This window comes from Micromonospora sp. ABR4_055, assembly GCF_056160425.1.
On the sequence record NZ_JBSWXD010000043.1, the window covers coordinates 28795 to 42091 of the forward strand.

General features: G+C 72.0%; 13 protein-coding genes and 1 pseudogene. 3 read left to right on the forward strand and 11 right to left on the reverse strand.

What is annotated here, in order from left to right:
• Positions 1 to 63 precede the first annotated feature (63 nt).
• From ACXAHD_RS12850 to ACXAHD_RS12875, 6 genes are read right to left on the reverse strand one after another with little or no spacing between them, the layout of a single operon-like run.
• On the reverse strand, positions 64 to 456 hold the full coding sequence (locus tag ACXAHD_RS12850) for a hypothetical protein (protein WP_281554240.1): 393 nt from the start codon (positions 454 to 456) through the stop codon (positions 64 to 66).
• A gap of 13 nt (positions 457 to 469) precedes the next feature.
• Positions 470 to 1186 carry a DUF624 domain-containing protein gene (locus ACXAHD_RS12855; RefSeq protein ID WP_475050735.1) on the reverse strand — a complete coding sequence of 239 codons (717 nt, stop codon included), beginning with the start codon at positions 1184 to 1186 and terminating at the stop codon, positions 470 to 472.
• Between the two features lie 11 nt (positions 1187 to 1197).
• Complete coding sequence (locus ACXAHD_RS12860; protein WP_281554238.1) at positions 1198 to 2019, reverse strand: carbohydrate ABC transporter permease; 822 nt, start codon at positions 2017 to 2019, stop codon at positions 1198 to 1200.
• The gene (locus ACXAHD_RS12865; RefSeq protein WP_475050744.1) at positions 2016 to 2963 is read right to left on the reverse strand and encodes a carbohydrate ABC transporter permease; all 948 of its coding nucleotides are present in this window, start codon (positions 2961 to 2963) and stop codon (positions 2016 to 2018) included. Before ACXAHD_RS12865 ends, ACXAHD_RS12860 begins: the two co-directional genes overlap by 4 nt.
• 8 nt (positions 2964 to 2971) lie before the next feature.
• Entirely contained in the window at positions 2972 to 4258 is a 1287-nt protein-coding gene (locus ACXAHD_RS12870) for an ABC transporter substrate-binding protein (protein ID WP_289212588.1), read from the reverse strand.
• 57 nt (positions 4259 to 4315) lie between these two features.
• On the reverse strand, positions 4316 to 5329 hold the full coding sequence (locus tag ACXAHD_RS12875; RefSeq protein ID WP_281555535.1) for a hydroxyacid dehydrogenase: 1014 nt from the start codon (positions 5327 to 5329) through the stop codon (positions 4316 to 4318).
• 165 nt (positions 5330 to 5494) lie between these two features.
• Here ACXAHD_RS12875 and ACXAHD_RS12880 point away from each other — a divergent pair, with 165 nt between their 5' ends.
• Positions 5495 to 6592 carry a LacI family DNA-binding transcriptional regulator gene (locus ACXAHD_RS12880; protein ID WP_281554235.1) on the forward strand — a complete coding sequence of 366 codons (1098 nt, stop codon included), beginning with the start codon at positions 5495 to 5497 and terminating at the stop codon, positions 6590 to 6592.
• A 2-nt stretch (positions 6593 to 6594) separates the two neighbouring features.
• Here ACXAHD_RS12880 and ACXAHD_RS12885 read toward each other — a convergent pair whose 3' ends face one another.
• The 3 genes from ACXAHD_RS12885 to ACXAHD_RS12895 are packed head-to-tail and all read right to left on the reverse strand — an operon-like array spanning position 6595 to position 11286.
• The gene (locus ACXAHD_RS12885) at positions 6595 to 8589 is read right to left on the reverse strand and encodes a DUF2264 domain-containing protein (protein WP_475050751.1); all 1995 of its coding nucleotides are present in this window, start codon (positions 8587 to 8589) and stop codon (positions 6595 to 6597) included.
• Complete coding sequence (locus ACXAHD_RS12890; RefSeq protein WP_475050754.1) at positions 8586 to 10508, reverse strand: heparinase II/III domain-containing protein; 1923 nt, start codon at positions 10506 to 10508, stop codon at positions 8586 to 8588. The genes ACXAHD_RS12885 and ACXAHD_RS12890 overlap by 4 nt, the downstream gene beginning before the upstream one ends.
• Entirely contained in the window at positions 10498 to 11286 is a 789-nt protein-coding gene (locus ACXAHD_RS12895) for a sugar phosphate isomerase/epimerase family protein (protein WP_475050757.1), read from the reverse strand. Before ACXAHD_RS12895 ends, ACXAHD_RS12890 begins: the two co-directional genes overlap by 11 nt.
• Positions 11287 to 11459: 173 nt before the next feature.
• On the opposite strand from ACXAHD_RS12895, the gene ACXAHD_RS12900 reads away from it, so the two are divergent.
• Together ACXAHD_RS12900 and ACXAHD_RS12905 are read left to right on the forward strand one after the other, a co-directional pair.
• A complete protein-coding gene (locus ACXAHD_RS12900; protein ID WP_281554231.1) occupies positions 11460 to 11720 on the forward strand; it encodes a type II toxin-antitoxin system Phd/YefM family antitoxin in 261 nt (86 codons plus the stop codon).
• A complete protein-coding gene (locus ACXAHD_RS12905; RefSeq protein ID WP_475050760.1) occupies positions 11710 to 12123 on the forward strand; it encodes a PIN domain-containing protein in 414 nt (137 codons plus the stop codon). The genes ACXAHD_RS12900 and ACXAHD_RS12905 overlap by 11 nt, the downstream gene beginning before the upstream one ends.
• Before the next feature lie 59 nt (positions 12124 to 12182).
• Here ACXAHD_RS12905 and ACXAHD_RS12910 read toward each other — a convergent pair whose 3' ends face one another.
• Together ACXAHD_RS12910 and ACXAHD_RS12915 are read right to left on the reverse strand one after the other, a co-directional pair.
• Positions 12183 to 12839 carry a hypothetical protein gene (locus ACXAHD_RS12910; protein ID WP_475050763.1) on the reverse strand — a complete coding sequence of 219 codons (657 nt, stop codon included), beginning with the start codon at positions 12837 to 12839 and terminating at the stop codon, positions 12183 to 12185.
• A pseudogene (locus ACXAHD_RS12915) lies at positions 12836 to 13297 on the reverse strand (hypothetical protein); the annotation flags it as partial. The pseudogene ACXAHD_RS12915 and the gene ACXAHD_RS12910, both read right to left, overlap by 4 nt.

A 13297-nucleotide genomic window follows, 5' to 3' on the forward strand; every position in this document is an offset into this window, starting at 1 on the left:
GATCTCCGAGCCGCCGGAAGGTGTCCTCGATCGCCGCGCGGTCCAGGAGCGGATCAGCGGCGCTCACGCGACGTTCAATTCCTGCGGCGATACGTAGACTCCGCGACGGCGGAACGCCGCCGGGGCGTGCACCACGGCGTCGACCCGGGCGGCCCGGGTGTTGAACGGGAACCAGAACCGGCGCAGTGATCGTGCCTCGACCCATGCCGGTGCCCCGCGACCATCCTTGGTCGCCAGGTGTTCCGTCAACGCGGCCAGGAACACGTCCCAGTGTTCGTCGCCGGTGACAGCCGGCTCCTGCTCCAGCAAAGCGGCCCGCTCCTGCGCCGGCTCCCAGCGGTGCTCCTCAAGGAACTCCGCCACCAACCGCCACCGTCGCGCCTCGTCAGCGCCGACGAGCAGCGCGCCCAGCCCCGCCACCGTCAGCGGCTCGTAGCTCTCATCGTTACTCCGCACGCCCTCGACGCTATTACGTCCGAGGCGATTCAAGGGGCAGGGCATCGGACAGTGCGGCGCGGCTGTTGACCCAGACGACCAGCAGCGCACAGCCGGGCAGCGTCGCCAGCGCCAGCAGCGGCGCCTGGTTGACCGACAGCAGGGCGGCCAGCAGCACGACCAGGCTGAGCAGGCCCAGCGGCGCCCGGCGTACCGCCGTCCAGGCCGCGGCCCGGACGGCCGCGCGCACGCCCAGGTCCGGGGCCAGCTCGACCAGGGCCAGCAGCAGGACCGTCGTGGCGGCCACCAGCACGGTCAGCACCACCAGCAGCGGTACGAGCACCGCCGCAGCGCCGGCGTCGTGCAGCCAGACGATGTCGGTCACCAGGACCGCCACCAGCACCGTCGCCGCCGCCCAGCGCCGCGTCGCTGCGGCGAAGTTCCGCCGGTACGCGCGGAAGTACTCACGTACGGGTGCCCGGTCGTCGTCCTCGGCCTGCCGCAGGTAGCCGAACGCTGCGGCGACCGCCGGCCCGATGCTGACCGACAGCAGCCCGAAGAAGACCGGGTAGCGCCACGGCTGGGCGACCACGGCCAGCGCGACCAGCAGCGGCAGGTTGGTGATGGCCAGCCCGAGGTTGACCACCAGCACCCGGTGCACCAGTGACCAGATCGTTGACCAGGTGTCCGCGCCGACGTTGACCCGCGCGGCCAGCGAGGGCCGCAGCGGTTGCCGGACGGGTTGCCGCACCCCGGCCGCCGTCATTTCAACCCACTCGTGGCGATGCCCTGCACGAAGTAGCGCTGGCCGAACAGGAAGACGAGCAGGATCGGCAGGATCGACAGCACCGAACCGGTCATGATCATGGCGTACTCGGCCTCGTAGAGCCCGATGAAGGTCCGCAGCCCGATCTGTACGGTCCACAGGTCGTTGCTGGTCAGGTAGATGAACGGTCCCATGTAGTCGTTCCAGGTGTTGACGAAGGTGAGCAGCGCCAGGCTGGCCAGCGCCGGCTTGGACAACGGCAGCACGATCCGCGCCCAGATGCCGTACTCGTTGAGGCCGTCGATGCGGGCGGCCTCGGTCAGCTCGTCGGGGATGGTCAGGTAGTACTGCCGCATCAGGAACACGCCGAACGCCCCGAACGCCTGCAGCAGGATCAGCGACAGGTGGGTGTTCACCAGGCCGAGCCGCTCCATGATGATGTACTGCGGCACCATGTACGCCTGCCACGGCACGGCGATCGTGGCGATGTAGGCGAGGAACAGCAGGTCTCGGCCCGGGAAGCTGATCTTCGCGAAGCCGTACGCGGCGAAGCTGCCGGTGAGCACCTGAAGGAAGGTGATGGTGACGCTGAGGAACATCGAGTTGTACAGGTAGGTGCCGAGCGGGATCCGGTCCCAGATGCGGACGTAGTTGTCGAAGTGGAACTCCTGCGGAATCCACTGGATCGGCACGGTGAGCACCTGCGAGTCCAGCTTGACCGAGGAGACCAGCATCCAGGCGAACGGCACCAGCACGGCCAGGCCGAGGACGGTGAGCAGCACCTGCAGGACGGCCCGGCGCAGCACGGCGAGGCTCATCGTTCCCCCCTCCGTTGCAGCTGGAACTGGACCACGGTGATCACCAGGACGACCACGAACAGCACCATGGCGATCGCCGACGAGTAGCCGAACCGGCCCTGGGTGATCCCCTCCCGGAAGATCAGCTGCGACAGCACCAGCGTGGCGCGGCCCGGACCGCCCTCGGTCATCACCTGGATCAGGTCGAACACCTTGAAGCTGGAGATGGTCAGCATGATCAGCACGAAGAAGGTGGTGGGCCGCAGCGACGGCACGGTGATGTGTCGGAACCGCTGCCAGGCCGACGCCCCGTCGGTGCGGGCCGCCTCGTACAGCTCGGCCGGGATGGTCTGCAGCCCGGCCAGGTAGAGCACCATGTAGTAGCCCATGTCCCGCCAGACGCTGGTGATGATGACCGCCGGCATCGCCCAGGTCGTCGAGGTGGTCCAGCCCGGCGGGTTGTCGACGCCGATCGCCCGCAGCAGCTGGTTGACCGGCCCGGCGTCGGGGTTGAACAGCATGTTCCACACCACGGCCACCGCGACCAGCGCGGTGATGTAGGGGAAGAACAACGCGGTACGGAAGAACCGTACGCCGCGCAGCGCCCGGTTGAGCAGTACGGCGAAGCCGAGCGCGGCGACCAGGGTCAACGGGATGTGGCCGAGCGCGTAGTAGGTGGTGTTGTACAGCGCGGTCCAGAAGGTCTCGCTGCCCACCATCCGGCGGAAGTTGTCCAGCCCGACCCATTCCGGGGTGCTGTAGGAGTTCCACTCCATGAAGGCCAGCGCCAGCGCGGCGACGACGGGCACCAGGGTGAGCGCGGCGAAGCCGACGAAGTTCGGCAGGATGAAGCTCCAGCCGGCCAGGGTGTTGCGTCGGCGCAGCCGACGTGCCGCACCGGGACCCGGCGGCGGACCGCCGGGTGCCGGTGTGCGTACGGTGTCGATCGGGGTGTGGATCGCCATGGTGCGGGTCAGTCGACCTCGGAGGTGACCCGCTCGCCCATCTCGGCGAGCCCGTCGTCGACGGACCGCTCGCCGATCATGATCAGCTCGTGCTCCTCGGTGAGGATGACATCCACATCGGAGGATTTCTCGCTGACCGGCATCTCCAGCATCACCTCGTCGGGCTGGAACGCCGCCTGGGCGACCTCGTCGTTGGTCATGCCGTCGACACCGAAGTAGGTCTCGGTGATCGTCTCGTCGGAGTAGGCCGGGTAGACGCCGATGCTGGCGATCGCCGCCGCGCCCTCGGGGCCGGCGGCCCAGGCGACGAAGGTCCGGGCGGCCTCGGAGTTGCGGGCCTTGTTGTTGACCGCGAACGCGGTCGGCGAGCCGAAGGTGGTGACCGGGCCGCCCTCGGTGACCTGCGGCAGCGGGGCGATGCCCCAGTCGACGTCGATGTCGCCGGCCTTCTTCTCCTCGATCAACCGGGCGGCGTACCAGGTGCCCATCGGCAGCATCGCGGCCTGCCCGGTGGAGAACATCGTGTGGTACTGGACCTTCTGCGTCGACGCGGTCGCCCACGGCAGTGTGGCACCGGCGTCCTGCAGGTCGAGCACCATCTGGTAGCGGTCCTTGAGGAAGCCGTACTCGCCGCCGACGAGGTCGCCGCCGCTCTGCGCCGCCGCCGTCGAGTGGATGATGGAGCGCCAGGTGTGGTGGTAGGTGCCGTAGACGGTGTCCTGGCCGCTGCCGCTGGTCAGCTGCTTGGCCAGGTCGGCGTACTCGGCCCAGGTGAGGCTGGTCAGGTCGGCGCCGGTGTCGGCGAGCATGGCCTTGTTGTAGTACAGCACCCAGAAGTCCTGCCGGTACGGCAGCGCGAAGTAGTCCCCGTCGAGGTCGAACGGCTCCAGGCCGAGATACTTGCTCTGGTCGAGGTCGGCCGCCTCGTCGGCGACCGACGCCAACTGGCCACGCAGCGCGTAGCGGGAGTAGTCGGTGACGTTCTTCATGGTGAGCACGTCGGTCTGGTCACCGCCGGCCAGCATGGTGGTGACCTTCTCGGAGTAGTCGTCGGCGAGGATGTCGACCGGCTGCACATCGATGTCCGGGTGGGCGGCCTCGAACCCGTCGATCAGGGCCGCGAACTCGGGGGTGCTGTCGTAGTTCCACAGGGCGATGGTGAGGATCTCGCGGCCGTCGTCGCCGACGGCCGGCTCGTCGCCACCGCCGCAGCCGGCGGTGACGAGAACCAGTGCGGTGGCGGCGGCCACCGCCCTGCCGATGTGTCGGTTCATCCTGCCGGTGTGTCGGTTCATCAGGTGACTCCTTTTGCGGAGGGTGCGGGGTTTCGTGGGGGTACGGAGCCCGGCCGGTCAGGCGTGCAACGTGAACGCGTCCGGGGTGACTTCGGCATGCAGCGGTTCCCCGACGGTCCAGCGGACGAGTTCGTCGAGGGTGTGGTCGGTAAGCCGGTGGATCTCGGTGCCGAGGGAACCGGCCAGGTGCGGGCTTACCATGACGTTCGGGCTGCCGCGCAGGGCGGCGTCGACGGGTAGCGGTTCGGGGTCGGTGACGTCGAGGATCGCGTACAGCCGGCCGGAGCGGCACTCGGCGGCGAGCGCCGCCGGGTCGACCAGGCTGCCCCGGGCCGTGTTGATCACGGTCGCGTGGTCGGGCAGCAGCGCGAGTTCGGCCGCGCCGATCATGCGGTGCGTGCTGGGCAGCTCGGGCGCGTGCAGGGTGAGGATGTCGCTGTGCGGCAGCAGCTCGGCCAGCTCGACCAGGGTCGCGCCGGCTGCGGCGACCTCGGCCGGGTCGGCGTACGGGTCGGCGACCAGGCAGCGGGCCGAGTCGAGGCAGCCGATCAGGTCGACGACCCGCCGGCCGATCCGGGAGAAGCCGACGACGCCGATGGTCCGGCGGTAGTTGGACAGGTCGCCGTGCCCGTGGTGGTGGCTCCATCCCCGGTACGCCCGGTCGGGGTCGGCGGCGATGAACGGCACCTTCTTGCCGGCGAAGATGATCGCGGCCAGGGTGTACTCGGCGACCGGCACGGCGTTGGCGTCGGCGGCGGTGCTGACCTGGATGCCGCGCCGCCACACCTCGTCGGTCACCAGGGAGCGGACGCTGCCGGCGGCGTGGAAGACGGCGCGCAGGGCCGGCGCGGTGTCCAGCCGCTGCCTGGTCAGCGGGGGTGCTCCCCAGGACGTCACCAGCGTCTCGACCGTGGCCAGTCGGGCGCGCACGGCAGGCGAGTCGAGTTCGTCGGCCCAGACCGGATCGGCCAGGACGACGACGCGGCCGAGGCGCTCCAGCCGAGCCTCGTCGAAGTGGGCCCGGTAGGAGTCCCGGTCCATCACGACGAGCGCCTGCGGCGGGGTGTGCACCGTCAACGTGTCTCCTCGGGTGGCGAATCTCCGGCCGACGTCCGACGTCGTGGGGACCTGCTGGATTCGCCGATGTGACATGGTTAACCTTCGGTGAACATGCTCGCTACCAGCCGATCTCATTCGGTCGGAAACGTTCGCGAACGAACATGGACGGGAGTGCCCATGCCGGCGGATCGGATGTTCAACCTGCAGCGCCGGGAGCGGCTGCTGGAGGAGTTGCGCCGACACGGCTCGGTACGAGTGGCCGACCTCGCCCCGCTGCTCGGGGTCAGCGAGCTGACCGTCCGGCGCGACATCGCCGCCCTGGCCGAGAGCAACCTGCTGACCAGGGTGCACGGTGGCGCCACGCTGCCCACCCAGCTCGGGCCCGCACCGCGACGGCCCCGGGTGGCACCGACCCGGTTCACCATCGGCATGGTCGTGCCGTCACTGGACTACTACTGGCCGCAGATCGTCACCGGCGCCCGCAGCGCCGCCGCCTCGCTCGGCGTGCACATCCAGCTGCGCGGGTCGAGCTACGACCCGACCGAGGACCGCCGGCAGATCACCCGGCTGATCGACGCGCAGCAGGTGCAGGGTCTGCTGCTGGCACCCAGCCTCGACACCGACGGCACCGCCGACATGATCGCCTGGATCGGCAACCTGCCGGTGCCGACGATCCTGGTGGAACGGCAGGCCCCCCGGTGGACCCCGACCCTGCGCCAGCTCGAATGGGTCCGCAGCGACCACGCCCTCGGCCTGGAGATGGCCGTACGGCACCTGCACGAACACGGTCACCGCCGGATCGGGCTGGTGCTGTCCAAGGGCAGCCCCACCTCCGCCCACCTCGCCCAGGGCTGGGCGCTGGCCTGTGCGGACCTCGGCCTGCCCGCCGACCTGGTCATCCGGGAGGCGGTCGCGTTGGACTCCCCGGGGCACCGGGGGATCATCGGCGACGTGCTGCGGCGGTGCCGCCGCGAAGGCGTCACCGCGCTGATCGTGCACGGCGACCCGGACGCCATGTCGGTCGCGCAGTACTGCGCCGAGCAGGGCGTGCCGATCCCCGACCAGCTCGCCCTGGTCTCCTACGACGACGAGGTGGCGCACCTGGCCGAGCCGGCGCTCAGTTCCGTCCGCCCACCGAAGAGCCAGGTGGGCCGGGTGGCGGTCGAGCTGATGGTGGCCCGGCTGGTCGAGGGCCGACGCCGCCCCGTGCAACGGGTGCTGATCACCCCCGAACTGGTGATCCGTGACTCGTCCACGCCCCGGCCGACCCGCTGAGCTCACCCCGGCGCGGCCGGCAGCAGCAGCGTCGAGGTGTGACCGTCCGGCCAGCGGATGTCGACCGAGTCGCCCGCGCCGCCGGCCGTCACCGTCACCACCGGCACCGCCGCGTCGGCCGGGTCTCCCCCGGCGCCGGTCAGGGTCACGGCGGCGACGTACACCCGGCCGGGTGTCGGCGCGGCGGCGGTCCGCAACACCGGCACCGCCACCTGATCACCCAGCGGCGAGGTACCCCGCTCGCGGCGTACCAGCGCATGCTCGAAGCCGGTCAGGCCGACCAGCCGGGACGTCACCGCGGCACCGGCCACGACGGACACCGGCGGGTCGTCGCCGGTACGCGCCGGCGGCGGTACGTCACCGGCGACCGGCCAGCCGCTGAACTCCAGCCCGGTGCCGCCGTCGAGACCGTCGGCGGAGTCGGCCCGGGCCAGCCGCACCTCGGTCGGGCCGCGCACCGCCGAGGCCACCGTCACCACCGGGCCCCGGCGCAGCCGGCCCCGCCGGCCGGACCCGTGGTCCGGGCCGGCGTCATCGTCGGTGTCGACCCAGTGGGCGTCGGCCCGCGACACCGCCCAACCGACCCCGTCGACCAGCCGGCAGTCGACCGTCACGAACCCGTTGCGGTGACTGCGCCGGCCCGTCGCGTCGACGACGGCGACCGAATTGTCCGACGGGTCGCCAACGGTGGCCCCGGTCAGCGGCGGCATCGTCGCCGTCGAATAGCCGAGCCGGGCGTACAGCGGCGAGTCGGCGCGCTCGTCGCCGGGCACCGAGTGGTCGGTGCCGTGGTTGACCACCCGGACCACACCGTCACGGCGGGTGCCGGTGACCAGCCAGCCCGGCGTCGGCACCGCCACCAGCAGGTCCGCCCGCTCGACCGGCAACGGCTGTTCGGTCGCCGTCCACACCGGATGATCGGCCGGCAGGGCCAGCCCCAGCATCCCCTTCGCCGCCCAGTACGGCGACCCGGGCCCCGAGTACGACTGGGCCATCGCCGGCCATTCATGGTGCCAGCCGATGGGCAGCAGGCCACGCCGGTCCGGTGCCCCGTGGTCGTGAAAGTGACGCAGCATCCCGCTCGCCGCCCGGCGCAACACCCCCGGCGCCACCTCGGTCGCGCCGGTCATCGCCCCGACCCACAGCGGTGCGGCCGCCGCGAACCGGTACGCCAGGCTGCGGCCCTGCATCAGCGGCGACCCGTCGGCCCCGATCAGCCGGACCGCGTCGTCGAGGAACGCCGCGAGCCGCTGACGCCACGCCTGACGCAGCCCGTCGGGGCACAGCTCACCGGCCTGGTCGGCCCAGAGCAGCGGATAGACGTGCAACGCCCAGCCGACGTAGTGGTCGTAGGACCGCTCCGGTCCGTCGGAGTACCAGCCGTCGGCCCGGTACAGCGACTCGTGCACCCGCAGCCCGGATTCGATGTCCTCAGTCGACCAGGGGCCGCCGACCGAGCGCAGGAAGGTCTCCACGACGATCTGGAACCACACCCAGTTGATCGGCGGGTACCGCTGCCCGACGACGCTGCCGAGCCAGTCGACGGTCCGCTGCCGGGTCGCCTCGTCGAGCCGGTCCCACAGCCAGGGGCGGGTCAGGTGCAGACCGAGCGCGATCGAGCAGGCTTCGACCTTGGCCTGGTCCAGTCGGTCCGGGCGGGGCCAGGCGGTCGGCGAGATCGGGTCGGTGCCGGCGCGCAGCCCGGCGGCGTACCAGTCGGCCAGCCCGTGCGGGTCGGCGCCGGCCTCGCCGCGTAGCCGGACCGCCGCCAGCAGGAACGACCGGGCGAACGCCTCCAGCGAGTCGCTGTCCGGTCCGTAGGCGCTCGGCCGGCCGGGCAGGCCGATCCGGGCGTGGTCGGGCGAGGCGTACGGACGCAGCGCCAGCAGCATCCGGTCGGCGGCCGCCCCCCAGTGCGCGCGGGTGTAACCGGTGTACGGGGACAGCCGCCGGTCGTCGGCGATCTGCTCCTCGGCAGCCTGGTCATCGGCGTTCATTCGGGACCTCCGGAGACGGTCACGGTGACGGAGCCGGTCCGCTGGGCCGGCAGGGTGAGCACCAGCCGGTGCACGGCGTCGCCCCAGACGTCGCGCAGCAGCGGGTCGTCGACCGGCTGCCGGTCCAGCCGACCGGCACCGAGCTGCGGTTCCCAGGTCAGCACGAGGATCCCGCCGGCCAGGGCCCGTACGGCGAGCCGCCCGGCGACGTGGGCCAGCGGCTCGCCGGCGAGGACGTGGTGCAGCCGCAGCCCGGTCGGGTCGTCGACGCGCCACCGCTCGGTGACGGTCACCGTCGACCGGCGTCGGTCCAGCCGCACCTGCCGCCGCCAGGACCGACAGCCGGCCTCCGGCGGGTAGGCACCAGCCAGGTCGAGGCGCAGCGCGTCGGCGTCGGCACCGGTGTCGACGGCGACCGCCGACGCCCGGAAGTCGCGGCCCACGGCCTGACCGTGACCGCCGACGACCGGCAGGTTGTGCCACTGGCTGCGGGTGACCCACTGTTCGTACCGGCGGTCGGTGAACGAGATCGCGGTGTAGGTGGGCTGGCCGAGGTCGACCAGCACCGGGCACCCGTCCAGGGCGACGAGGTACGAGCCGACGTCGTTGTGGTTGTGGTTCTCGTCGTTGTGCCCACCCTTGACCGCGACGGTCAGCCCGGCCGAGCTGCCGGCCCGTTCCCGGCTGACCAGTAGTTGCAGGTCGGGCAGCCAGGTGGTGACCGGCAGCGGCGGAGCGGTCGGTGGTTGGGTGAACCACCGCGAATCCGTCAGCCCGCGTACCGCCCGGCCCAGCCCGGCGGCGACCGTCACGGCCGGTTCGCCCAGGGTACGGTGACTGGCCGCGAAGTCGATCACCTGCCGGTCGCCGGTGGCCCGGCCCCAGCGGTGCAGGACCTGCCACGGCTGCGCGTCGCTCGGCCGGGCCGGGCCGTCGCCGACGTTGACGTACCAGCCGCCGCCGAGGGCCATCCGGTGCGGGTAGCGGGCCAGCTGCGGCAGCGGCGCCCACCGCCACGGATCCAACCGCCCGTCGAGGACCCGGTTGAGCAGGTCGAGCGCTTCGGCCAGCCGGGCCGGGCCGTTCCACCAGTACGCGTACCCCTCGTCGCAGCCGCCGTCGGCGGGCAGCGAGCCGAGGTAGCGGTCGAGCCCGTCGACGACAAGGTCGACCACCTGGGTCCGAATGTCCGCGTCGTCGACCAGGAACAACGCGGCGGCCAGCAGATGGCCGTGGATCCACGGGTTCCAGTTGTGCAGGTGCCCGTCCAGGCCGAGCCAGTGCCAGTCACGGCTGCCCAGGAACGGCTCGATCACCCGGGCGCGGGTCTCCCGGCGGATCCGCTGGCGCAGCCCCGGGGTGCGCTCGTCGAGCGTCGCGCCGAGGATCAGGTCGGCCCAGGCAAGCACGGCCACCGTCTCGGCGGCCCCGAGGTCCAGAAACGGCCGGTCGACGTCGGGCACCACCCGACCAGCCTCGGCGGCGAACCGCTCGTGCGCGGCCCAGCACCAGGTGCTCTGCTCGCAGAGCTGCAGCAGGCCGTCGGCGGCCTCGTCAAGGTAGGGCTGGCCGTGCAGCGCGGCGGCCAGCGCGGCTGTGGCGGTACGCCGCCGCAGCCCACCGGCGGGCTGCTCGTACGCTGTCCGGACCCCGTCGCGCCAGTAGCGGGCGTAGTCGGACAGCAGCAGTCGGGGCCAGGCGGTGCCCCGGTCGGCCTCGGCGGCGGCCACGATGGCCCGCTCGGTGACCTCGTCGACGTGCGGCCAGGCCGCCCGGCCGGTGCCGCCGATGTCGTACACCTGCCGTGCCCGGCCGAGCGCTGCCGTCCGCAGCTGCGGGTCCAGCGCCGCCCACCGACGGGCGAGCGGCCCGGGCCCGGCCGTTGCCGCTGCTGCCGCCGGGTCTGGCTCAGCCGGCACGACGGTCCGTTGTGATCAGCCGGGTCAGCGTTGCCGCTTCGATCGCGACCCGGCCGGGATCGTCGTCGATCACGAACTCCAGCAGGGTGTCAAAGTCGCGGCCGGTACCGCGCAGCTCGGCGAGAACGTCGCGCCAGAGTCGATCGCGGGCGGTCAACGGCAGCCGCTGGTAGCCGGGCCACCAGGAGAAGACATGCACCGCGTCGACCCAGGGCATCACCTGCCGCAGGTCGTCGACGGCGGCGGCGTCGGGCAGGTCGAGCGGCGGCTGCCAGTACGTGCGTACCGCCGGATGGTCGACGTCGGCGAGCAGCCGCAGCGTCGACTCGGCGGTGTCGGTCAACGTACCGGAGTGGTATTCGAAGGCGAGGGTGACGCCGGCGTCGGCGGCCCGCTGCGCGGCGGCCCGGGTGGCGGTCACGACCGCGCGGCGCTCGTCGGCGCTGGCCTGCGCCGAGCCGAGGGTGCCGGCCCAGATCCGGATCCGGGGTGCGCCGAGCGCGACCGCTGCCGCCAGTACGGCCGGAAAGTCCTCGTCCGGGTCGGAGCCGGCCCGGAAGTAGGAGCCGTAGGAGGCGACCCCGACGCCCCGGTCCAGGCCGGCGTCGCGCACCGAGGTCGCGGTGCGGGTGTCACCCGGCGGTACGTGCACGTCGGCGCCCCATTCGACGCGACGCAGGCCGGCCCGTGCGGCGACGTCCAGCACTGCCGAAGCCGGCTGCTGCCGCAGGGTGACGGAACACATGCCGCTGTGGATCTTCGGACTGGTCGCCGGCACGCGCCCTCCTCGCTGGGTCGGCAAGCGCTTTCCGCGCGACCCTAGAGCAGCAGTCCGGACGAGTGCAACAGCCTCACCGGGTCAGCCCGAGCGTCGCGGCCAACCCGGCCACACCGCCCGACCGATCGTGCCACCACGTAGCACCTGGTGCCACATCATGTTAGGGTCCGGGTATGGCAGCGGAACTGACGCAGCGGGATCTTCGGGCAAGATCCGGACAAATCATGGACGCCGTCGCGCATGGCGAGTCGTTCGTCGTCACCCGCAACGGCACCCCGATTGGGGAGCTGATCCCACTGCGTCGGCATCGAGTGGTGACGCGGGAGCAGTTCGCGGGGGTGTCTGCGAACGCGCCGGTCATCGACGCGGCGCGGTTCCGAAGTGATCTGGACAGCGCAATGGAAAACGAGCTTCAGGACCCTTATGAACTCTGAAGTCCACGGGCTGCTCGACACCAACATACTGATCTTGCGCCGACAAATCGACCATGCCCGACTTCCGGATACGATGTCGATCAGCGCAGTCACCCTCGCCGAGTTGTCCGCAGGCCCACATCACACCGACGACCCAGTAGAGCGTGCGCGCCGGTTGGACGTGCTCCAGCGGGCCGAGTCGGAGTTCGACCCGCTTCCGTTCGATGCTGAGGCGGCCTGGGCGTTCGGCAGAGTTGTCGCAGCCGTACTGGCCGCAGGGCGCAAGCCGAGAGCACGTACGGCAGATCTCATGATCGCGAGTATTGCCATTGGCAACCGCCTACCGATCTACACCACAAACCCCGACGACTTCGCCGGCTTGGAGGGTCTGGTGACCGTGGTAGCGGTGCCAGTGCCGAACTGAACGGCAGCCGCCGCTGGTCCGCTGCTCCTTGATCCGGGCTGGTCACCAGCAACTCAGTCTTACCGGGTCAGCCCGAGCGTCGCGGCCAGTCCGGCCACGCCGGCAGCCGGCGGCGCGCACCGGGCGACCTCGGCTACCACCGTACGGGCGGACGGCCGCAGCCGGACCTCGGCGGACGCGACCCGGTCGGCGTCGACCAGCGACCGGCCCGCCATGATCAGGTCCCCGGACTGCAGTGCCGCCCGCGCTACGTCGACCAGGTACGCCGCCCGGTACTCGGCCGGCAACCCGCGCCAGCCGGAACGCCGCACCAGCACATCGTGTCGGCGTACGGCTTCTTCCGCCTCGCCGAGGTCGGCGGCCGCCACCACCCGAGCCAGCTCGACCGCCGTCGACCCGAAACCGCTCCGCTGGTGGTCGTGGCCGTCGCCGACCCGGTCAGCGACGTCTCCGGCCTGGCCGGTCAGCTCCCGCACGGCGGCGCCGCCGCATTCGGCGGCGGCCAACGCGGCCTGCAGCAGCAGCGTGCCGTACACCGACAGCAGCTGCGGTGGAACACCGTCAGCCGGACCGACAGGGTCGAGTCGGTGCGCGGCGGCGGCCGTCGTCGACATCGCCAACCTGCCCTGGCCCACCGCCCGCAGCGTCTGCCCCAGCGGCACCGCCGCCGTCGCCGCCGCCAGCAGCGGATCACCGGCGGTCGACGCGACCGTCATCGCCCGGTCGGCCGCCAACCAGGCCAGATCGGTTCGTCGAGCTTGACCAGCACCGACGACGCGACCCGGTACACCTGCACCAGCGGCGGCGCGCCGCCGGCAGGGTCGGCCGCGTGCAGTCGCCGCGCGGCGGTGAGCAGGTTGGGCAGCATCCGCAGCAGCTGCGGGTAGTGGGCGTGCCGGTACGCCAGCCAGGCGTGCTCGGCCTGCCGGGTCACCGCCTCTCTGGCCGGCGGCACGATGCCCGCGTCGGCGCCCGCGTCGACGCCCGCGTCGGTCTCGGCGCATCCGTCGAGGATGTCGAAGCAGGCGAGGGCAGCGCGTACCGCCGACACGCCGGGCACCGCCGGACCGGTCCCCACCGGAGTGGGGGGGGGGGGGGGGGGGGGAGGAGGAGGAGGGGGGGGGGGGGGGGAAGCGGGGGGGGGGGGGGGGGGGGAGGGGAACGGATGCAAGCA

What these genes read in the sequence shown, in the direction of transcription:
- ACXAHD_RS12870 (WP_289212588.1), bottom strand. Translation starts at nt 4,258, where the DNA reads ATGAACCGACACACCGGCAGGATGAACCGACACATCGGCAGGGCGGTG.
- ACXAHD_RS12910 (WP_475050763.1), bottom strand. Translation starts at nt 12,839, where the DNA reads ATGACGGTCGCGTCGACCGCCGGTGATCCGCTGCTGGCGGCGGCGACG.
- ACXAHD_RS12860 (WP_281554238.1), bottom strand. Translation starts at nt 2,019, where the DNA reads ATGAGCCTCGCCGTGCTGCGCCGGGCCGTCCTGCAGGTGCTGCTCACC.
- ACXAHD_RS12905 (WP_475050760.1), top strand. Translation starts at nt 11,710, where the DNA reads ATGAACTCTGAAGTCCACGGGCTGCTCGACACCAACATACTGATCTTG.
- ACXAHD_RS12900 (WP_281554231.1), top strand. Translation starts at nt 11,460, where the DNA reads ATGGCAGCGGAACTGACGCAGCGGGATCTTCGGGCAAGATCCGGACAA.
- ACXAHD_RS12885 (WP_475050751.1), bottom strand. Translation starts at nt 8,589, where the DNA reads ATGAACGCCGATGACCAGGCTGCCGAGGAGCAGATCGCCGACGACCGG.
- ACXAHD_RS12880 (WP_281554235.1), top strand. Translation starts at nt 5,495, where the DNA reads ATGCCGGCGGATCGGATGTTCAACCTGCAGCGCCGGGAGCGGCTGCTG.
- ACXAHD_RS12865 (WP_475050744.1), bottom strand. Translation starts at nt 2,963, where the DNA reads ATGGCGATCCACACCCCGATCGACACCGTACGCACACCGGCACCCGGC.